The sequence below is a fragment of the Dyadobacter bucti genome (assembly GCF_005869225.1).
In the GTDB taxonomy this organism is placed as follows: Bacteria; Bacteroidota; Bacteroidia; order Cytophagales; family Spirosomataceae; genus Dyadobacter; species Dyadobacter bucti.
The window spans coordinates 123,710-144,559 of sequence record NZ_SWFP01000010.1; the positions used below are offsets into that span (position 1 = coordinate 123,710).

Below are 20,850 nucleotides of genomic sequence, written 5' to 3' on the forward strand. Positions count from 1 at the left end.
TTAAAAGTCAAAGCAAGGACATAAAATGCCTTATCATCGACAAACATGTTTGTCCACGGTCCCGAGTAATCTATATTGAAAAAATTATATTGTGTTGAGACTAAACATACCAGAGGACAATGGATTGGCGTCCTAAGTATTTTAGCTGTTTATCTTAACACAGACAGATATATTCATGTGCGGCTGGAATATATCTACGGTTTAGAAGTTCAGTCATTCGTTTAACGACTTGTCAAATATACTGACAATGTGAAAAAATGCAAGAGAATAAATTTAAAAAATGAAGTTTTTTGCAATAAAAATTGGTCATTTAAAATGATGATAAAATATTATTGCAATAATTTTATAAAAAATTTAAATAAATTGCTTTTTCAAGTTTTCCTATGATAACCATAGAGTAAAGCAGTTTTTAGAACTTGTAAATGTCTTAATTATAGATAATTAGGTGGATCTTGATGCTGTTGCTCTTGTCACATGTGGTGACTTTATGCGTGATCAGCTTAGTATTAGAGATTTACGGTAAAACCATCAAAAAAGGAGCTCCGACAGGGAGGCTCCTTTTTTGATACCTAGAAATATTTATATTTTTAAAAATCAATCAATGTATCTTTTCAGGATCTGCTGGTATGAATCCACACGTCTGTCACGAAAAAATGGCCAGGTGGTCCGGTAGTGATCCAGCTTTTGTAAATCGATTTCCTCTACGTGTGTTGTCTCTTCTCCATGAGGTGCAAGGTATAATAATCGCCCGTGCGGATTGGTAATAAATGAACCGCCCCAGAACTGCTGATCTGCTTCCCGGCCCACCCGGTTGACGGCAACTACATATACCCCGTTTGCCACCGCATGCCCGCGCTGGATCGTCTGCCATGCTCCGTATTGTTCTTCATTGATGATCGGATCGGTCTCATTTGTGTCCCAGCCGATTGCGGTAGGGTAAAACAGGATCTCCGCGCCCATGAGGCTGGTAATGCGTGCAGCTTCCGGATACCACTGGTCCCAGCAGATTAAAACCCCGATTTTGGCAAATTTTGTATCAAATACCCTGTAACCATCAGAGTCAGCATTTCCCTGAGAAGCATCTCCCGGTGTGAAGTAAAATTTTTCGTAGTAGCCGGGATCGTCGGGAATGTGCATTTTTCGGTATTTCCCGAGGTAGGCTCCGTCGGCATCCAGCACAGCTGTTGTATTGTGATATAACCCGTGGGCCCGTTTTTCAAAAAGGGAAGCAATAATCACCACGTTCAGTTCCTTTGCCAGTGTACTAAGAGACTCGGTAGAAGGTCCCGGAATAGTCTCGGCGAGCGCAAAATTTTTATGGTCCTCGACATCGCAGAAGTATAAGGACTTGAACAATTCCTGAAGGCAGACGATGTTGGCACCTTTTGCAGCAGCCTCCCTGATCCCATCCACAGCCTTTTGAAAATTATCTTCGACATTGCTGGTGCAGCTCATTTGCACCAAACCTATATTTACTTTCCTGTTCATTTATGATCTGATCGATATGTCTTTTAGATACCTATTTTGTTCAACAGCTACTCCGTCAAACTTGTTTCATTAAACATGCTCACAGCGCTTCCGGCGATAAGATCTTCATCCTGTTCCCGCATGCATTTGAAATGTTTCTGCGGGCAGGCCGAAAGTCCGAAATTGCTGCAAGGGTGGCAGGATAATCCTTTTACTTCGGCTATTACCTGCCGGGTATTGAGGTAAGGCCACACCCCGAAATGTTCGGCTGATGTTCCGCCCCAGACCGAAACGATCGGCTTGTTGAAAGCGCCGGAAATGTGCATTAACCCCGTATCATGCGCAATGACGGACCGGGCGGACTTTAATAGCGAAACCGACTGGTTCAGACTGTACTTGCCGCAAGCATCGTAAATTTTCTCATCGCAGGCTTCGGCAACGATTTTTGCAACTGCCGCATCTTCGGGCCCGCCCAGCAAAATGATTGGTTTGTCGATGGTTCTGCAGATATTTATGATCTTTTCCGCCGGCAGCTTTTTTGTAAAATGCTGCCCGCCTATAACAAAAGCAACGTATCCTTTTTGATGTAAAACAGGAAGTTCCGAAAGTGGTACTTCTTCTTCCGGCGAAATGAAGTAATCGACCGGTTTATGGTCATTTTTCACGCCCAGTGGCTCCACGGATTTTAAATTCCTTTCCACAATGTGGATTCCCTTCGGCAGGAAATCAACATGAAAACGGTTCATGATCAGTTTTTCAACCGAGAGTTTCCGAAAGGTTAGGGTAGGGCGCCGCAACCTGAAACGCAGTAAGTAGGACCGTAACGTTTTATGAAGGTCTATAATGTAGTCAAAATGCTCGTTTTTGAAAGTTGCAACGAGTTCTTTTAAGTTATTATCAAGAAGATGAAGCTGATCGATATAGGGGTTGTGCTCTACAACCTGTCTGAACTTTTTCTTTACTACAAAATGTACTTCAGCATTGGGATATTGTTCTTTGAGGCACCTGATCACAGGCGTGGTGAGTACAATATCACCTATTGAGGAAAATCGTATAATCAGAAATTTGACCGGTCTATTCACTTTTTATTTCTTGTCGTAACTGAAAAGGTTGCAGATGTTCCGGTCGGTTGTGTTTCCAGCGTCTGTGGCTCCACAGCCAGTTGTCCGGTTGCCTCAGGATATCCTCTTCCAGATACTCTATCTGGCTCTGAATGATACCGTTTGTCGGCTCTTCTTTCGGATTTTCCGTAATTAATTTGAAATAGGATCTGTAAAATCCTCTTTTAATTTCATCCCGTAAGATACCCATGTACAAAACAGGGGCATTCAATCTTCGCGAGATCAGCTCCACACCCCTAAACACTCCGGTTTCCTGGTTCAGAAAGCGTGTCCAGTATGCTTTTTCAGGACTTGGCGATTGATCGTTGATAAGCACAAAAAGGAATGGTTTTTCTCTGGGTGCCATCGCCTTTACCATCGCTTCCCGCATCGGGATCATTTCGGTCCCGTACTTGGTCCGTACTTTTCTGAACCAGTCTTCGAAAATTTCATTGGCCAGTTCGTGGTAGACGACCACAATTTGGTAGGATAATTTGGCAGAAGCAAATAAGTTCAGCATCTCCCAGTTGCCAAGATGCCCTGATACTACCACCAGGTTTTTCTTTTGGGCATAATAATGGTCGAGTAAGGACATTTCCATATCAAATCTGCGAAGCAGTTCTCCCTTGCTGACGGACCTTAATTTGATGGTTTCAAAGATAATATCCGTGAAGTTGCGATAGTATCTTTCTGCTATTGACTTGATTTTATTTTCGCTGTAACCGGGGAAGCTGTTTTGCAGGTTTGTCATAATAACCTTCCGGCGGTAGTGCCCTACTTCGAAAATCAGAAAACGGGAAATATCTGAAAGCTTGTACAATTTTCGCCATGAAAGCCTTGATATTGCTGTAAGAAGAAATAGCAGAAGTCGAGTAAAAATTGTTTTCATTGGTAAGCTACTTTTGCATTTTAAATAGCAATTATGCAAAAGAAATAGTTCCTGAAAATAGCACTTTCAGATGATCAGTCGTGGAGGGAAGAAACGGGACTCAGGCGAGTTTTTGCTCCGGTTTGAGAATTTCCGGTCGTTTGTGTTTCCAGCGCCGGTGGCTCCATAGCCAGTTATGTGGCTGGTGGTTAATATTTTTTTCGAGAATCCGGATCTGTCTTTCCAGGATCTCGTTATTTCTCTCTTCCTTAGGTGTCATGGTAATTGTGGAAATGTCCACGTGATAATACCCTCTTTTGTCAGCCACTTTGCTGAAATCGGCATAAAGCACCGTGAGGTTGTACCGGCGGGCGATGGTTTCCACCCCCCTGAACACACCGGTGTCCTGGTGCAGAAAGTTGGTCCAGAAAGCAGTTTTGGGGTTGGGCGACTGGTCGTTTGCGAGGACGACTACATAGGGCTTGTTACGCGGTTTCTGGAGCTCGCGGAAAATACCGTCCATAGGGACCAGAATTGCCCCGAACCTGGTGCGCAAATCGAGAAACCACTGGTCGGAAGCCTGGTTCTGCAGCGGGCGGTATACCACAATGCATTCGTGTGTAAAACAAAGTGAAGAAAAAAGATTGGCAAGTTCCCAATTACCCCGATGCCCCATCAGGTAGATAATATTGGTGTTGCTGCAGTAGAGATTGTCCATCATACTGATATCTCCCTGAAGCCGCTCCTTTACACATTCCGGGCTGGCTGTACGGAATTTGATTGTTTCAACGATCAGATCGGTAAAGTGCGTGTAGAAATCGCTGGCGATACATCTGAGCTCTTCATCCGTTTTTTCGGGGAAGCTGTTTCTGAGGTTTTGCCAGATCACTTTTTTGCGGTATCCGCCAACGCGGAAGAGCATCCAGCATAAAATATCGGAAAGCCTGAACGCATTTTTCCATGAAAGCCTGGAAACTAGATTGAGGGATGAAAAGAGAATCCGCGACAGCGTGGGGTTCATGAAAACAAATTTCATAAAAATACGTATATATTAAGTATATATTATATACATACTTAATGTTAGCATTTCTTTTCGGGATTTGTTAAATTCACTATTTCAAACAATTGCCAAAAATATTGTGTTAGAAGAGCTGTTTGACATCAAGAATGATCGCCGCCTGAGCATGTATTTGTACAGGTTGGGATTTGGCATGTGGCTTTTATATCTGGTGCTTGGGGCACCAGCCTTACGGCCTTACTTACACTACCGCCAGGAGTGTGGCCTGCTGTCTTTTGTCCTGATGATCTTCGGGTTTACTGCCTCAATGGTATACGATTACGTGCATCACCACGAACAGTACGAGATGAAAAAGAAGTGGCTGTTTGTCAGCTATCTCGTGCTGGCTGGAATTATCTATTTTCTGGAGTTCAGAGGGCAGGGGAAGCTGATCGACTTCAATTGGCTCCTGAGTTTGCTTTAATCAGCTACATTGGCTGCTTTACCATTTTCCATCATTTTCCGGACATGCTCGTAAGATAAATCGGGGAGCGCTGCGACCTTTCCGATCACAATGATCGCCGGGGAAGCTATTTCACTTAATTTCGCGAGAGGTATGATATTGCTGATTTTGCCCGTGACCAGTTTCTGGTCAGCCATCGTTCCGTTTTGAATGATTGAAATGGATTCATCCACTTTATTCAAACCCGTGTACATGGCAACGATTTCTTCCAGCTTGTGCAAGCCCATGAGTACCACAACCGTAGCCGTAGACTGGGCTGCAAGGTACATGTCTTTGGAGAGCTCATGTGCTTTTGTAGTGCCGGTGATCACCCAGAAACTTTCACTTACACCTCTTGATGTGAGCGGGATACCAGCGAGCGCCGGCACCGCATAGCTGCTGGAAATGCCTGGGATTACTTCCGATTCGATGCCATATTCTGCTGCGAAGAGGATTTCCTCATACCCACGTCCGAAAATAAAAGAATCCCCGCCTTTCAGACGAACTACCTCACCATACTGTTGCGCGTAATCTACGATCAGATTGTTGATATCGTCCTGTCCGCAACTGGTTTTCCCAAACCGTTTCCCAACGAGGATTTTGATACAATCAGCAGGGCAATATTCCAGAAGATCCGGGTGGGCGAGGGAATCGTACAGTACAACTTTTGCTTTTTGTAATGCCTTGATCCCCTTCAAGGTGATAAGATCGGGGTCGCCCGGTCCGGCACCTATGAGAGTAAGTTTCATAATTTTTTATCAGGGAGAAGCGAATGCTTACTTCGGCTTTCGGCCGTCAGCTATCGGCGTTAAAGCCATAGCTGATTGCTGAAAGCCGAAGTTTATATTCTGGCAATTGGTCATCGGCTTCGCAAGTATCCTTAAAAAACGACTGCCAAAAGCTAATAACCGACAGCCTTTTAGCTATCTTTTCCGAATGAAAGCTCCTGCAAAACAGGTTCTCCAGTTTCCATTAACTGTGCCTCGCGTGTATTGCGTACAAAATCGAGAAACTGCTCGGCAGTGTTTACGAAATAGGTCGCAAAAGCTTCCGTAGGCTCGAATTTGTTGATACTGAAAGCGAGAGAGCGGAAAGGTGTTTCTTCTTTGTCCGCAAGAAGGAATTCAGAAGGGGTTTCATATTTGAACTCCTGACCGAAATTCGTCTCAAAATCATTAACGATGCCGTACTGCGTATTGGTAGTGACATCTCTTGTCATCAACAGACCTTTGGCTCCCGTAATCAATACATTGTAAGCATGGTAGATGGCATCTGCCCAAACTCCGGATTCAAAGTTTTCTTTTGCCAGATTCAGTTTTTCCTGTCCTTCGGTAATAGTTGTAGCAACAAGGTCAACAAGTACGCTGGCACATTCACCTACACCGATCTCGGTTTTAAACAATTCATCATGGTCCCAGTCGCGGTAATCGTCATCCTGAAGAGTCGACAGATCTGCAATTGGTTTCAAGAGCTGAAAGAAGTAATTTTTGGTCTGACGCTGGTAGTACTGATTATAGTATTCACCGTCGTATGCGTTGGTTTCAAAATCGTTGAACAACGTGCGCAACACCTCAGGTCCGCGTTTGGTCGGAACTTTGATGACCTTGTCGCCGATCAGACCGACTCCATCCCCGGAAAAACCACCACCAAGCAGTACCTGCAAAGCAGGAAGCACCAGCTTACCATTTTTGATCGAACTTCCGTGAAAACCGATATTGGAAGCATTATGCTGTCCGCAACCGTTCATACAGCCACTGATCTTGATCTTGATATCCTGATTGTAGATCATTTCAGGGAATTCGTCACGCATTACATCTTCAAGTACGCGGGTAATTCCGTAGCTGCTCGAAATCGCCAGGTTACAGGTATCTGTTCCAGGGCAAGTAGTAATGTCCATCGTGCTATCGAAGCCAGGATTTACAAGTCCGAGTTTCGCCAGTTCATGGTAGATCGCTACAAGATCTTCGCCTTTTATAAAACGTAATATATACCCTTGGTTCACCGTCACACGGATATCGTCAGCGGCATATTGACGGACAATATCAGCCAGGCTGCGGGCGGTATCGGAGCTCATATCTCCCAATAAAACCCTTAGCTGTACAGCATACCAACCTTTCTGTTTTTGTTCAAAAGTATTGGTCCTCAGCCATTTGGTAAAAGTATCCAGTTTGGATGCTTCAATACTTTCAGCAGCGATTTTCAGAATTTCGGCCTCGGATAATGATGGCCGCGGCGCGTGGTTGATAGACTCGATTTCGTTTGTACCGAACAAATCCTCAGGAATCGTGAATACTTTGTTCTTAACTGCGGTACGCTCTTCGGCCACTTTTTCCATCATTCCTTCCAGACCAAGGTCATTCAAAAGGAATTTCATACGCGCCTTGTGACGACGCACGCGTTCTCCGTAACGGTCGAACACGCGAAGCAACGCTTCGATAAATGGAATAACATCTTTTTCTTCCAGGAATTCGAAAGCAGTTTGGGCTGAAAAAGGCTGTGCTCCTAATCCGCCGCCTATCAGCACCTTGAAACCTTTAACAGTTTCTCCTGCTTCATTCACACCCATTTTCGCGATCAAACCTACGTCATGGATAAATGCCAGGGCAGAATCCTTTTCGGAAGAAGAAACAGCTATTTTGAATTTCCGTCCCATATCCTGGTTAATAGGATTCCGGAGGAAATAAGTAAATATGGAATGGGTGATCGGTGTTACATCAAAAGGTTCGTCCGGATCGATACCTGCCACTGACGAAGCGGTAACGTTACGGATTGTATTACCACAAGCTTCTTTGAGCGTAATTCCTGCATCTTCCAGGTCGGCCCATAACTGAGGCGAGTCCGAAAGTTTTACAAAGTGTAATTGTATATCCTGACGCGTGGTGGCATGCAGGTTACCCGTCGCAAATTTGTCGGAAGTATCAGCGATCCTGACCAGCTGGTCGGCAGTGATGCGACCATAAGGCAGCTTGATACGGATCATTTGCACGCCCGGCTGGCGCTGACCATATACGCCGCGTGTCAGACGAAACTTACGGAAAGCCTCCTCAGGGGTTTCACCTGAGTTAAATGCATTGATTTTGTTGTTTAAATCAATGATATCACGTTTCGCGACTGAAGATACTTTTTCTGAAATTACTAAATTACTCATGGTGATGTATTATTTGCTGTCACAACAAGCGGAATGAAAGTATTGGCGTACCTGCCTTCAGCTCCGCTCGGGCGGACAGGTTTTTTAGTGTTATTCGATCATGCAGGCACCTACCGTGACATTCGACGTTTCGTCGATCAGGATAGCCGCGCCATTGGACCGGTTCTTCTGATAAGGATCGTAAGCAACGGGCTGCGCTGTTCTTAAAACGATTCTCGCTACGTCATTTAGCTTCAGGCTTTCAACCTCGTCCAATTTTTCGTAGGAATTGATGTCAATCTGGTATTCTATATCCCGTATCGAACACCTCGATCTCGCTGTTCCGTGTTGCAGGACGTATTTGTTGCCTGGCTTCAATGTTTTCTTGTCGTCCATCCAGCAAACCAATGCTTCAATATCCTGGCTCACGATCGGAGAGTTATTCAGAGAAACAATGATATCTCCGCGGCTGATGTCAATATCGTCTTCCAGCAAGATGGTTACAGATTCTAAAACAGACGCCTCTTCAATTTCGTTTCCTCCAAATTCGATTTTAGCAATTTTAGATTCCTGTTCAGAAGGCAAAACTTTGATCAGATCGCCTTTTTTGAAAGTCCCGCTCTGAACCCGGCCTGCATAGCCCCGGTAATCATGTAATTCTTCTGTCTGAGGACGGATCACATACTGCACTGAGAAGCGGCCATCTTCTGTATTCTGGTCTTTCAATACATTGACCGTTTCCAATACAGAAAGCAGCGTTTCGCCTGTGTACCAAGGCATGTTGGCAGACCTGTCAACAATGTTATCCCCGTTCAGTGCACTTACAGGAATAATGGTAAGGTCTTTAATGGAAAGCTTGGCGGCCAGTTCCTGATATGATTTTGCTATTTCAAGAAATGCATCCTCTGAATTTCCTACCAGATCCATTTTATTGATTGCCACAATGACATGCGGTATTCCCAGCATAGAAGCGATCAACGAATGCCGGCGGGTTTGTTCCACCACGCCATGACGGGCATCTACGAGAATAATCGCAAGATCTGCATTGGATGCACCGGTGACCATGTTTCTGGTGTACTGGATATGTCCGGGAGCGTCAATACTGATAAACTTGCGGCTCGGCGTCTGAAAATATTTATATGCTACGTCAATGGTAATTCCCTGTTCGCGTTCCGAGCGAAGGCCGTCCGTAAGCAATGCGAGATCAATTTCTCCCACATTTCGGCTTTTACTGGCACGTTCGATGGCTTCCATCTGGTCAGCCAATATATTCTTTGTATCGTAAAGCAAGCGACCGATCAGGGTACTTTTCCCATCATCAACCGATCCTGCTGTTATAAATCTTAGTAAATCCACCTGTTTAATTTTGAATGATTGAATGACTGAATGAGTGAATGTTTGCTTTTCTCCCATTCTTCCCTTTCGTCCTTACTCCCTTTTCTCCCTCTTAAAAATATCCTCCCTTTTTCCGATCTTCCATAGCTGCTTCAGTCTGCTGGTCGTCGATACGGGTTTCTCCGCGTTCGCTGATCCTTGAAACCGTGATTTCGGCAATCACCTCGTCCAGGGTGGCTGCGCTTGATTCAACAGCTGCTGTACAGGTCATATCGCCCACAGTCCGGAAACGTACCTGGCGTGTTACGATCTGGTCGTTTTCGTCTTTTTCGATTACGGGCGTGTTCGCCAGTAAATGGCCGTCTCTCAGGATCAGCTCACGTTCGTGCGCGAAATAAATGGAAGGAAGGGCTATTTTCTCTCTTTTCAGATAAGCCCATACATCCAGCTCAGTCCAGTTGGAAATCGGGAATACACGCACATTTTCACCTTTGTGAATGCGTCCGTTGAAAAGGTTCCAGAGTTCGGGACGCTGACGTTTCGGGTCCCACTGGCCGAATTCATCGCGGAAAGAGAAAATCCTTTCTTTTGCGCGTGCTTTTTCTTCGTCACGGCGTGCACCGCCTATACATGCGTCGAATTCAAATTCTTCAATGGTATCGAGCAAAGTAAAAGTCTGCAACCAGTTGCGGCTCGCGTTTTTACCGGTTTGTTCTTTCAGGCCTTTTGCCTTGATCGTATCTTCTACGTAACGAACGATCAGCTTGGAGCCTGTGGCTGCGGCCAGCTCGTCACGGTAATGGATGGCTTCAATAAAATTGTGTCCGGTATCAACATGTACCAGCGGAAATGGAATTTTCCCGGGAGCAAATGCTTTTTGGGCCAGACGGACAAGTGTAATCGAATCTTTCCCTCCTGAAAACAACAATGCGGGGCGCTCGAACTGACCCGCCACCTCGCGCATGACATAAATCGCCTCGGCCTCCAACTGATCCAGATAATCGGGCGACTTCCGTCTCGCGTCTGCTTCGCTGATATCCGACACTTCTTTAACTGAAATTGACATACTTACTTTTATTTGATCTTACCACAATTATTCGATTAAATTGGCTGTCGGCTTTCGGCCATCGGCGTTTTAGGTTCATTGTAAAAATATCGAAAGCCGACAGCTGAGTGCCGACCGCCAATAACCTACTTCGCGTGCAACCCACACTCTTTTTTTGTTTCGTCTTCCCACCACCATCTTCCGGCGCGGAAATCTTCACCTTCCTGAATGGCCCGGGTACATGGTGCGCATCCGATACTGACAAATCCTCTGTCGTGCAAAGGGTTGTAAGGGATACCATTTGATTTTACATAATGCTTTACTTCGTCAAACGACCAGCTTAGTATCGGGTGGAATTTGAAAAGCTGATGCGCCTCGTCCCATTCCAGCCTTTCCATATCATGACGGTTGCCCGACTGTTCTGCCCGTATACCCGTTACCCATATTTTCGCACCTTTCAGCGCACGGTTCAGTGGTTCCACTTTGCGGATAAAGCAGCATTCCTTTCTGTTTTCAACCGAGTCGTAGAAGCTCAGAGGGCCTTTGGTACTCACCAACTGCTCCACCGCCTCAGTTTGAGGATAATATACTTTTACCTTGGTATCGTAGCGGTTATTGGTTTTTTGCAGCGTCATATATGTTTCGCTGAACAACCGGCCGGTATCCAATGTGAAAATTGTAATGTTCAGATTGTTCTTTAAAATGAAATCGGTAATTACCTGGTCTTCATAACCCAGACTGGTAGAGAATACGACTTCTCCCGGAAACAGGTCAGCCAAAATAGCCAGTGACTCCGTTTCACTTTTGCCCTCGACGGCAGCGCTTAAAGAAGGTAACATTGTAGTGTTCATGGTAATTCGCCTGCTTGTCTGACGGCCTCATCAATTAACTGCGAATTGATACGAAAGTCAGTGTTTGAAATTTTATCTAATATAGTTTTGGCCGAAGGGATTGTTCCATTGAGTTTAGCTTTAATAACTACTCCAATTGTCCCGGTCACTTTTAAACCTAATTTAACAGCAATCTTTCTTGCTTTCAGATCATCGAGAATTACCGTAGAATTTTCGGTTTCAAAAGAAAGTGTCAATGCGGTTGATTCGCCCAAATCGAGAGAATCTTCCAATAGGCGTTGCAATTGTTTATCCTTTGTTTCTACAACCTCAATCCAGTCCGGAATATCCTGGTTGAATTCTTCTGCTATTTCCGGAGTAATTAGTATTCTTCGGTAGTTTGCTCTTAAAATGTCCAGCTCGTCCACTTTTGACAAAAGAATCAAACAGCTTGTATCCGCAATCACAAGACTTTCAAGCATTCCGAATATCACTTTCCAAGTCTACCGCGGAATCTCCAAAAAGTGAAAACCCAAAACGCCCCATAATTTCTATGAAAGTACGTTTGCTGATACCAACAATTCCCGCAGCCTGACCGAGTGTTACCCGACCGCGTTCATATAGCTGTCCTGCCAGAATCATTTTTAATTCAAATTCTTCTGACTCGACAGATTCGGGTAATGTGATAGTCAGCGTTCTCATGATGGCTTATTTTACTCCAATATATCACTTTTAACCGACACCTCTACGGCATTTGTGAAATCTTCGATGAGGTCTTCCACGTCTTCCAGACCAACTGAAATACGGATCAGGCCTTCGGTTATGCCCAAAGCCAGTTTTTCGTCGGGTTTTAATTTGGCATGCGTGGTGGTGTAAGGATTGGTAACGATCGTCCGGGTATCACCAAGATTTGATGATAGAGACGCAATTTCCAGGGCATCCATAAATCCTGCTACACGCTCAAAACCGCCTTCCAGCTCAATCGTGACAATGGCACCTCCGGCACTCATTTGCCGTTTGGCGAGGTTATATTGTGGGTGAGATTCCAGGAAAGGATACTTCACTTTCTTCACATCAGAATGTTTTTCCAGCGCAGTAGCCAGTTTTAAAGCATTCGAAGCATGTTTTTCCATTCTCAAATGCAGAGTCTCAAGGCTTTTGCTCAATACCCATGCATTAAACGGCGACATTGACGGCCCGGTCTGACGACAGAAAAACCGCAACTCTTTGATATATTCTTTTTTACCTACCACAATTCCACCCAGCACACGGCCTTGTCCGTCCATATATTTGGTTGCGGAATGTACGATAAGGTCGGCGCCAAACTCAACCGGGTTTTGTAAAGCAGGAGAGGCAAAACAGTTATCTACGTTGAATATCAGATTATGCTTTTTGCAAATACGGCCGATCATAGCCAGGTCCACAAGGTCAAGGCCAGGGTTTGATGGTGTTTCAAGATAGACCATTCTGGTATTAGGCTGTACCGCTGCTTCCCAGTCGGACTCAGAAGCATCTGCATCCAGGTAAGTGTAAGTAATACCCCATTTGCTCAAAATCTGCGTGATCACCTGATGCGCAGAACCGAACAACGCCCGGCACGCCACAATATGATCGCCGCTTTTCAACAAAGCTGCCATACTCGCAAACACCGCCGCCATACCCGTTGCAGTGGCAACACCATCTTCACAGTCTTCCAGCAGACAAACTTTGTCTACAAATTCCTGAACGGTAGGGTTAGAAAAACGGCTGTAAATGTTACCTTCTTCAGTTTCCTCGAAAAGGGCTTTTCCTTGTTCTGCACTTTCAAAAGTGAAGCTGCTCGTCAGAAACAACGGAGTGGAATGCTCTCGGAAATGCGTCTTCTTGGTTTGGGTACGGATCGCTTTGGTTTGCTTTTTCATGCGGACTGTTTGTTCTGGCTATCGGCTATCGGCCGTCAGCTATCAGCTTATTTTTATTAATCAATTAATTATTGAAAATCTTTATCTCATCTCGTTTAAGCCGACTGCCGATAGCTGACAGCCGAAAACCTAAAAAAGAACCATATATATTATCCTCATACTTACAATGATCACTACGGTTCCTACCATGATCATCATTGTTTTGATCGGCAGTCGTCTCGAAAGTGTGGCTGCGATCGGCGCAGCTACCATTCCTCCCAGAATCAGTCCCAATACCACCTGCCAGTGCGAAAATCCGATGATAGTGATAAACGTTACCGAGCTGGCCAGCGAAACAAAAAACTCCGCCAGGTTCACCGAGCCGATCGTGTATTTAGGGTGACGCCCTCTTGCAATCAGTGTCGATGTAACGATAGGGCCCCAACCGCCGCCGCCTATGGAATCCAGCGTTCCCCCTGCCATAGCAAGCCACCCGATTTTTTTGATTGGCCGCTTTTCAATACGTTTCTTCAACGCTTTTTGAATGATAAGAATTCCCAGTATCAGGGTATAAACTGCTACCAGGGGCTTGATAATGTAAATGTATTTTTCGAGTGATGACAAGAGATATGCACCCGTGATTGCCCCTAAAACGCCGGGGAAGAGGATCTTTTTGAATAATTTACTATTAACATTCCCGAATTTTAAATGCATGTAACCGGAAACACCACTTGTGAAAATTTCAGAAGTATGTACACTGGCACTTACCGCAGACGGAGGGACGCCTAAAGTGAGTAAGAAAGTGGCCGCAGTCACGCCATAAGCCATGCCCAGCGCGCCGTCGATCATTTGCGCTACAAACCCCCCGAGAACGTAATAGAAGAAACTTTTATTCAGTTCGAGTTCCTCCCAGAGAACGGACAGCCGGTCATAAGTAAAGTAGGTAAATATCAGGTGCCCCACGATCATCAACGAGATGGCGGAGAAAATGTTAACGGCGATTTCTGTTCGTGATCGTTTGCGGACCGTAGCTGCCCATATTTTCTGCTGGAGTGTTTCCCACGTGAGCGGGACTTTCGGGCTTTTATGAGGGTGCGGATCCTGGCTCTGTGTTCCGGGTATCGAATAAATACTGCTAAAAAGAACGTCCGATTCTTCCGGCAGATCTTTTAAGAATACGACCTGTCCTTTTTCACGTGCGAGTGCCGCCAGGCGCCGGTCTTCTTCCGGGTCACCACTTGCAATATATGCTACGTGGATAGATTTCCAGTCCGTGGATTCCTTGGTTTCAGATGAGGGTATTGAGTCCGCCGCTTCCTTCAAAGTCTATGTAGTATACTATTATTATAGAGTAATATCGCAACAAAATAGCAAACAACTGTTTGCTATTCAGGCTACAAAAATAGAATCTAATTGTTAATTATCAAAGAGCAAAAAAGCAGAGTCCCCCTTTTGGAAGCCTCTGCCTCGTTATTAAAAATGATTATAATTTAGATTATTTCAGGCGTAGCATCTTACTTCCAGCAATGAGACAGGCACGTGTTCACTGTTACCGGAAAGGACGATTTTGAGATGTTGCGTATTGATGGGTTTTTCAAAGTGAATGGCACCCCGGCTTTGGTGGTTATCCGAAATTGTACCGACGATCTCATTGTTGCAGTTCAGAACTTTTACGTTGCTGGCACAAAAAGGCATAACGGTTTCGGGATGAACGTATATTACATTTTCCATGGGGTTATCATAGTCCGCGTCAAACACGAAATCGATCCTGGAAATAGCTTTTGGCTCGTCCCAGCTGATTGTTAACATGGGTTCTCTATCCGTGAAATCCGCCACCCAGGCATTGGGGCGAGATATGGGACGATGGTGACCATTGGTTAAATTACCTGTTTCAAAAGCCGAGAGCGGAGTGCCTAATTTCATGGCTATATTCCTGCCTTCCGGCCTGCGCTGCGGGCACCAGAATTCAAAAGTATCAACGCCTATATCTTCGTCCGGTTCCTGTTTCCCATAATTGGAAACTGCAGGATTGGTTGCATTAAAAACAGATACAAGTCCGGTGATCCTTGTGTCACTGTACTGTAGTTTAACCTTTTCATTTTTCATAAAACAAACAAAAGCATAACAATCTTCCTCAAAAGTTGCCTCCCAGTCGATTTTGATTTCTTGTTTGCCTTTGGTCAATTTCATGCTTTTTGTTTCAAGGGTAATATCAGGTGTATGGTTGAAAGCTTTACTGCTTTTCCTAAGCTCCACCTGCAAAGTAGTGTCTTCCAGCGCCTCTGTCCAGAAGGTTACTGATGGAATTTTCCCGGAAACTGGCAGCATTTGTGCCGCGGAATGTTTGATCACCGCCCAATGAGCGCCACCCGCAAGTTCGCTGAGTTGCAAAGTGGAAGATGCCGTAACTGATATTGCTTTTTGAACAAGATCTTCTGTATCGGACACAACAGTTTGTGGTAAATACTGGCCTGAACGCCAGAGTTCCTGCTGCAATTCTTCGAGATGCAGTTCTCCGGCTTCCCGCGGGCTGCAATTGTATTTTTTACAAATTGCCGCAGCGATAGCTACAGCTTGTCCGCCCGCCGCGCTCGTCGCCATTACACGCGTTGAGGCAAAAGCTACGTGCGTGGCACTGATGATCCGGCCGGCAATGAAAAGGTTATTGATATTTTTGCTGTAATAACAACGGTATGGAATGCTGTATACACCTTTGCTATGCCACTGGTTGCAACCCGACTGGTCACTGTACACACCGTCGGCAGGGTGGAGGTCAAGGCTCCATCCTCCGAATGCTACCGTATCAGCGAATGTTTTTTGTTCCACAACGTCCTGCTGTCTGAGCATATAGTCTCCCTCAAAACGCCTGCTCTCTCTCTTTCCCGGAATTGTCCCAACCCATTCCAGGGTCATATTTTCAGCCTCGGGGAATTCGCCGGAGTTTTTAATGTAGTTCCAGGCCCCGTAAACCACTTTCCATAATTCCCACTTTATTTTTTCGGTATCATGCACAGTGTCGAGGCGGCCTCCGTACTCCAGCCACCATAACCGGCAGCCGAAGTCTTTGGGATTAAATGTTTTGTACCGGGGAATTTCGGTGATATCTTTTAATGCAAAAGAAGGTGGCGTGAATTTTACCGGTCTGCCTATATCTTTGGAATAGAAATACATAGAATGACCCAATAGCTCACCATAAGCCTTGTCGGGAGCAAATTTTTCACCAAACTCATCTGCCGATTCCGCGCCCATCCGAAAGGCCGCTCCGGACAAAAAACCCAGGATTCCATCTCCCGACGAGTCGCAGAACAAAGGAGCCGTAACTGTATACCGGGTACTGTTCTGGCTGCAGAATGCGTGAACAGCCTTGATGGCATCATCACCATCTTTTTTATCCAGATCGAATACCGCTGTGTTGAGTAAAAGCGTGATGTTTTTTTCCTCCACCACCTTTTCCAGCATCACAGTATCAAAGATGAGGGGGTTGCCGTCGGGGTTACGGTATAGGTTTTCAAGCATTATTTCATCGATTACACCTCCCTCGCGTGCCCACCGGTTGTTGTTTCCCATGTGCGACGTGGCACCCAGGATCCAAAGCCTCACTTCGCTGGAACAGTTTCCGCCCAGTACTGGCCGGTCCTGTAACAAAACGACTTTAAGTCCGGCCCGTGCGGCAGTGATGGCCGCGCATGTTCCCGTTAATCCTCCACCCACAATCACCAGGTCTGTGCTGTACGAAATGGCTTTTGGTTCTCTCTTGTATGTTGATTCTTCTTTTATCATTTGTCAGGAAATTAATAACATCCGGTGTATACGCTTTCCAGCGCTTTCGCTCTTTTATTTTAAATCAATTAATTCTTCTGTAACCAGGAAACCGGTTGGTTTGTAAACGCCCACTTTTGCATACTGATCGAAGCCTGCAATGCTGACAGTCAGCTCCTTGCTTTCGCCAGGGTTCAGGTTTGGGATTGTCATGGTGGTATTGCCGGTTTTTAACAAATAACCGCGAACGGCGTAGGACGGAAAATCCGGGCGGACAAGTATTTTCAATTTTAACAGGTGTGTACCATTGTCTCCGGTTGTAAAGCCCGTTTTTTCAATGGTAACTACCGCCAGTTCTTTCTGATGTGTCTGATAGGCAGGCCTTAGGGATCGGTCAGGCCCGACAATTCCCCAGGGACGGTAACCATTCGCAGCGGTATTATGGTACCGGCTCTGGTAATCATTATAAGTCCACCAGGACGTTCCCGCCACATACGGCCGCTTTCTGACTTCCGCCATGATGTCACTGATATGCTGTTCCTGGAATACCTCATCTTTGGTATCGGCCCGTGTTCCCCATTCGCTCATCAGGATCGGTTTGTCGGGGTATAGCTTGTGGATATGGTCCAGTGATTTTGCATGATTTCCGTAGGTATTGGTACAGACAAAATCTACATACTGGCTGGCTTCATCTTCCGGATTGGCGGGGAGTTTGTTGAGCATCATAGACGCAAAGGTGTACAATCGGGTAGGGTCGACTTCGCGTGCAAAAGCAATCATATCTTTGGTCCACCGTTGGCCGGCAGGCTTGTCAGAATGGTATTCGTTCCCGACACTGTAAGCGATCACAGAAGGATGGTTCCAGTCCCTTTCAGCCATTTCAACAAACTGCGATTTGAATTTTCTTCGCATCGAATCATTGTCCATCTGGTTAGGCGTGAGCTGCCAGTTTCCAGCCTCTGTAATGATCAGCATGCCGTGGCGATCGGCCAGGTCGTAAAAATATTCGGATGGCGTATAATGTGTCAGCCGCTGAAATTCCATGCCTGCCTCTTTCATGAGACGAAAATCCTTTTCAATCAGCCAGTCGGGTTCTACGGAGCCCAGACCAGGATAATCCACGACACGGTTTCCACCCCCGAGTTTCATAACATTTCCGTTCAGCAGGAGCTGTGCGTTTTTCACTTCGACCTTGCGGATACCGAAGTTGGCGGATATGGTATCCTGTCCGACAATCGCTTTTAACTGGTAAAGGTTGGGATCGTCCAGGTTCCAGAGTTTGACTTGCGCGGCGTTCAGGCTCGTTTCAGCGGCAAGGAAAGCAGTCTGGCCCGCCGGTACCTGACCAGACCCGGTTTTCCATTTAACAGGAACAGGCTTCCCGTCAGACAGAATGGAATAGCTGATTTTTGGTGAAGCCGGTTGGCTCGTAGTATTGCGGACACGCACATTGGTACGGATCACGGCTGTACCTTTTTCAAGATCGGGAACAGCTTCTATTTTGATATTTTCGGCATATATCTCAGGTTCAATGGTCAGGTACACCGGCCTGACCAGACCGCCGTAATTCATCCAGCCCATGAAAGGCGCGTTGATCTCACCCGTATCCTTTGCGCCGGGGATGGTGCCGGTTTTCCAGGTATCATTGTTGACCGATACTGCTAGCAGGTTATCGCCATTCTTTAAAAGTTCAGTGATATCGAAACTGAAAGGTGTATATCCGCCTTCATGTTCGCCTACTTTCTGATTATTCAGCCATACATGCGTTTTGTAATAGGCGGCATCGAAGTGAAGAATCACCCTTTTTCCCGCTGACGGCTTCCAGGCAAAAGTTTTCCGGTACCATACAGTCCCCACGTAAAACTGGTAGCGGGGATCCGACGAAAAACAATGGGGGACCGTCACTTTATCGATGCGGTTGCCCTGCGGGATCTGGTCCATATACCACTTTCCGGAAATACCCGTTTCGGCCGGATCCAGCGCAAACGACCATTCGCCATGCAAAGGAATGGCGTCGGGGTTTCGGATATGGTATTGTGCGAATGCCGATGTCAGCGACAGGGAAAATATGAATATTATTTTTTTTAAATGATTCATTATTTGTCTGTTAGAAATTTATTTTTTTTGTCCCATCGGGACAACCCCTTTGTAACAAACGATACCCGAGCAAGCCAGGGTGCCGTAGGTACCCAATATGGGTAAGGCTAATGTGTCTGGGCTGTCTCTACCCCAACGTTCCGCGATGCTACAAACGGTATCAATGCTGAAACCAAAACGACCGCCGCAATCCCTGCCGTAATGCCAGCGCCCGATGATGCCAGGAAACTCAATATGAAAAGCATCACGGCAGTAAAAAGCAAAGCTCCCGCGATAACCTGCAGACCGAAACGATTTTGCCGCCTGATCTCGACAGCTTCCTCCGGGTTAACGTCCAGCAAGGCATCCACTCTTTTCTGTTCCCTGGTTTCCAGATAGGAAATGTATTCGGCCGCGACATAATTTTTTGATCTGGCCCAAAGCTCGAAAATCAGCAACAAGGATAAGGGAAGCCCAACGCCGACAATCGTTTCCATCCCTCTTGAAAGCTTGAAATCCAGCAGCAAAGGAGCCAATATCTTGAAAAACAAATTGACCGACAACCCAATACCTGTGACCCAGAGCGTGGTTTTGCTATCGAGCCTTTTGGAAAACAATGCCCACAAAGGCGGCGCAAGCAACGGTCCCCCGGAAATCGCGGAAATACTCAGTACCACCTCTACGATCCCGCCAGCCGCAGGAACCATGAGCGCGATCCCGATCATACCCAGTCCGAAAAACCACGATGAACCTCTTGCCACGCGTATCAGCTGCTTGTCGGTCGCTTTCGGGTTGACCATACCTTTATAGATATCATTGGTAAAAACTGCTGAGACTACATTCAGGGCGGTATTGGCACTGGCAGAGGTTGAAAAATACATACCCGTCAGCATCAGTCCGAGCAGGCCCGGGGGTAGGACAAGCTTGCAGATCATCAGGTAAGCATTTTCAGTGTCCAGTCCGGTCAAGGCAGGATTAATCGCCTTGTAGATCATCGGAGGCAGCATCCAGATGACCGGGCTGATGAGGTACAATCCCGCAAAAAGAAACGCTACTTTTCTGGCCGATTTTTGGCTGTCGACACTGGTATAACGCTGTACCATCGTCCAGTTACCGCCAATATAACAAATGTGGTAAATGACAAAGGCAGCCACAAAACCAATCGTATATTCGCCGTTCAGCAGGTTGAAAAAATCTGCCGGAACATTTTGGGTGAAACCTTCCAGCCCGCCCACGCGATCAAAGGAAAGCGGAAGCAGAATAAACACTGCCGCACAAAGCACCACGAACTGCAGAATATCCGTGACCATCACAGCCCAAAGCCCGCCTACGGCGGTATATGCAATCATAAACAAGCCCAGTCCGATGGTACAGGGCACCAGCGGCAAGTCCAGCGATGCGCTCACCAGCCTGGCGACCGGATATAACACAGAGCCTTTGATAAAAACGGAAACCAGGGTAAAAATGAAAATATAGGTCTTTTGCACGGGCAACCCGAGACGTTCACGTATAAATTCAGCCGCCGTAAGTGCGCCGGTCCTTTTCCAGCGCGGGGCGAGGTACAAACCAGTGATCAACGCGCCTATGCACATCGTCCACTGGATGGTAATCGCCACCCAGCCATGTTTGTAAGCGATGGAGCCCCAGGCTACAAAAGTACCCGCTGAAAAAAAGCTCATGAATAATGAAAGGCCGCCAATAAACCAGGGAACGGCCTCTCCCCCCGCAAAGAAAGATTTGAGGTTCCGGCCTGTTCTTGCAAACAGTAAACCTATTGCAAGGACAAACGCGGAAAAAACGGCAATGACAATGGTATCGATGTTGTTGGACATAGGGCTGTCGGCTTTCAGCGGATGGCTGTCGG

At 46.2% G+C, this 20,850-nt stretch carries 17 protein-coding genes; 1 reads left to right on the top strand and 16 read right to left on the bottom strand.

The genetic code is table 11. The annotated features are described in order from the left end of the window. Window positions 1–594 precede the first annotated feature (594 nt). The 4 genes from FBF61_RS27895 to FBF61_RS27910 form a co-directional block, all read right to left on the bottom strand. On the bottom strand, window positions 595–1,488 hold the full coding sequence (locus tag FBF61_RS27895) for a carbon-nitrogen hydrolase (protein ID WP_138483666.1): 894 nt from the start codon (window positions 1,486–1,488) through the stop codon (window positions 595–597). A 47-nt stretch (window positions 1,489–1,535) separates the two neighbouring features. Then, entirely contained in the window at window positions 1,536–2,549 is a 1,014-nt protein-coding gene (locus tag FBF61_RS27900) for a glycosyltransferase family 9 protein (RefSeq protein WP_138483668.1), read from the bottom strand. Further along, complete coding sequence (locus tag FBF61_RS27905; protein WP_138483670.1) at window positions 2,542–3,456, bottom strand: lysophospholipid acyltransferase family protein; 915 nt, start codon at window positions 3,454–3,456, stop codon at window positions 2,542–2,544. Before FBF61_RS27905 ends, FBF61_RS27900 begins: the two co-directional genes overlap by 8 nt. A 100-nt stretch (window positions 3,457–3,556) precedes the next feature. Further along, a complete protein-coding gene (locus FBF61_RS27910) occupies window positions 3,557–4,471 on the bottom strand; it encodes a lysophospholipid acyltransferase family protein (protein WP_229215255.1) in 915 nt (304 codons plus the stop codon). Window positions 4,472–4,574: 103 nt separating this feature from the next. Between FBF61_RS27910 and FBF61_RS27915 the strand changes: the two genes are divergently transcribed. Continuing rightward, window positions 4,575–4,916 carry a hypothetical protein gene (locus FBF61_RS27915; RefSeq protein WP_138483672.1) on the top strand — a complete coding sequence of 114 codons (342 nt, stop codon included), beginning with the start codon at window positions 4,575–4,577 and terminating at the stop codon, window positions 4,914–4,916. Here FBF61_RS27915 and cobA read toward each other — a convergent pair. The 12 genes from cobA to FBF61_RS27975 all read right to left on the bottom strand — a co-directional run bounded on the left by cobA (window position 4,913) and on the right by FBF61_RS27975 (window position 20,818). After that, on the bottom strand, window positions 4,913–5,683 hold the full coding sequence (gene cobA, locus FBF61_RS27920) for a uroporphyrinogen-III C-methyltransferase (RefSeq protein ID WP_138483675.1): 771 nt from the start codon (window positions 5,681–5,683) through the stop codon (window positions 4,913–4,915). The two genes, FBF61_RS27915 and cobA, sit on opposite strands and share 4 nt — an antisense overlap. Window positions 5,684–5,853: 170 nt before the next feature. Beyond that, window positions 5,854–8,082 carry a ferredoxin-like domain-containing protein gene (locus tag FBF61_RS27925; protein WP_138483678.1) on the bottom strand — a complete coding sequence of 743 codons (2,229 nt, stop codon included), beginning with the start codon at window positions 8,080–8,082 and terminating at the stop codon, window positions 5,854–5,856. 90 nt (window positions 8,083–8,172) lie between these two features. Then, window positions 8,173–9,417, bottom strand: a complete 1,245-nt coding sequence (locus FBF61_RS27930; RefSeq protein ID WP_138483680.1) for a sulfate adenylyltransferase subunit 1 — start codon at window positions 9,415–9,417, stop codon at window positions 8,173–8,175. Between the two features lie 91 nt (window positions 9,418–9,508). Beyond that, window positions 9,509–10,462, bottom strand: a complete 954-nt coding sequence (gene cysD, locus FBF61_RS27935; RefSeq protein WP_229215256.1) for a sulfate adenylyltransferase subunit CysD — start codon at window positions 10,460–10,462, stop codon at window positions 9,509–9,511. A gap of 125 nt (window positions 10,463–10,587) precedes the next feature. Then, a complete protein-coding gene (locus FBF61_RS27940; RefSeq protein ID WP_138483682.1) occupies window positions 10,588–11,292 on the bottom strand; it encodes a phosphoadenylyl-sulfate reductase in 705 nt (234 codons plus the stop codon). Continuing rightward, a complete protein-coding gene (locus FBF61_RS27945) occupies window positions 11,289–11,753 on the bottom strand; it encodes a PIN domain-containing protein (RefSeq protein ID WP_138483684.1) in 465 nt (154 codons plus the stop codon). The genes FBF61_RS27940 and FBF61_RS27945 overlap by 4 nt, the downstream gene beginning before the upstream one ends. After that, window positions 11,746–11,973, bottom strand: a complete 228-nt coding sequence (locus FBF61_RS27950) for a UPF0175 family protein (protein ID WP_138483686.1) — start codon at window positions 11,971–11,973, stop codon at window positions 11,746–11,748. The genes FBF61_RS27945 and FBF61_RS27950 overlap by 8 nt, the downstream gene beginning before the upstream one ends. 11 nt (window positions 11,974–11,984) lie before the next feature. Continuing rightward, on the bottom strand, window positions 11,985–13,172 hold the full coding sequence (locus FBF61_RS27955) for a trans-sulfuration enzyme family protein (RefSeq protein ID WP_138483688.1): 1,188 nt from the start codon (window positions 13,170–13,172) through the stop codon (window positions 11,985–11,987). A 129-nt stretch (window positions 13,173–13,301) separates the two neighbouring features. Beyond that, window positions 13,302–14,474, bottom strand: a complete 1,173-nt coding sequence (locus tag FBF61_RS27960; protein WP_138483690.1) for a TSUP family transporter — start codon at window positions 14,472–14,474, stop codon at window positions 13,302–13,304. 177 nt (window positions 14,475–14,651) lie between these two features. Continuing rightward, window positions 14,652–16,931, bottom strand: coding sequence for an FAD-dependent oxidoreductase (locus tag FBF61_RS27965; protein WP_138483692.1), 2,280 nt, complete (start codon window positions 16,929–16,931; stop codon window positions 14,652–14,654). Window positions 16,932–16,985: 54 nt separating this feature from the next. Then, entirely contained in the window at window positions 16,986–19,007 is a 2,022-nt protein-coding gene (locus FBF61_RS27970; RefSeq protein WP_138483694.1) for a glycoside hydrolase family 2 protein, read from the bottom strand. Between the two features lie 107 nt (window positions 19,008–19,114). Next, window positions 19,115–20,818 carry a sodium:solute symporter family protein gene (locus tag FBF61_RS27975; protein WP_138483696.1) on the bottom strand — a complete coding sequence of 568 codons (1,704 nt, stop codon included), beginning with the start codon at window positions 20,816–20,818 and terminating at the stop codon, window positions 19,115–19,117. Window positions 20,819–20,850 lie beyond the last annotated feature (32 nt).

Excerpts from the sequence above, each read along its gene's own strand:
- FBF61_RS27895 (WP_138483666.1), bottom strand. The coding sequence starts at position 1,488 with ATGAACAGGAAAGTAAATATAGGTTTGGTGCAAATGAGCTGCACCAGC.
- FBF61_RS27905 (WP_138483670.1), bottom strand. The coding sequence starts at position 3,456 with ATGAAAACAATTTTTACTCGACTTCTGCTATTTCTTCTTACAGCAATA.
- FBF61_RS27910 (WP_229215255.1), bottom strand. The coding sequence starts at position 4,471 with ATGAAATTTGTTTTCATGAACCCCACGCTGTCGCGGATTCTCTTTTCA.
- cobA (WP_138483675.1), bottom strand. The coding sequence starts at position 5,683 with ATGAAACTTACTCTCATAGGTGCCGGACCGGGCGACCCCGATCTTATC.
- FBF61_RS27925 (WP_138483678.1), bottom strand. The coding sequence starts at position 8,082 with ATGAGTAATTTAGTAATTTCAGAAAAAGTATCTTCAGTCGCGAAACGT.
- cysD (WP_229215256.1), bottom strand. The coding sequence starts at position 10,462 with ATGTCAATTTCAGTTAAAGAAGTGTCGGATATCAGCGAAGCAGACGCG.
- FBF61_RS27940 (WP_138483682.1), bottom strand. The coding sequence starts at position 11,292 with ATGAACACTACAATGTTACCTTCTTTAAGCGCTGCCGTCGAGGGCAAA.
- FBF61_RS27945 (WP_138483684.1), bottom strand. The coding sequence starts at position 11,753 with ATGCTTGAAAGTCTTGTGATTGCGGATACAAGCTGTTTGATTCTTTTG.
- FBF61_RS27950 (WP_138483686.1), bottom strand. The coding sequence starts at position 11,973 with ATGAGAACGCTGACTATCACATTACCCGAATCTGTCGAGTCAGAAGAA.
- FBF61_RS27955 (WP_138483688.1), bottom strand. The coding sequence starts at position 13,172 with ATGAAAAAGCAAACCAAAGCGATCCGTACCCAAACCAAGAAGACGCAT.
- FBF61_RS27965 (WP_138483692.1), bottom strand. The coding sequence starts at position 16,931 with ATGATAAAAGAAGAATCAACATACAAGAGAGAACCAAAAGCCATTTCG.
- FBF61_RS27970 (WP_138483694.1), bottom strand. The coding sequence starts at position 19,007 with ATGAATCATTTAAAAAAAATAATATTCATATTTTCCCTGTCGCTGACA.
- FBF61_RS27975 (WP_138483696.1), bottom strand. The coding sequence starts at position 20,818 with ATGTCCAACAACATCGATACCATTGTCATTGCCGTTTTTTCCGCGTTT.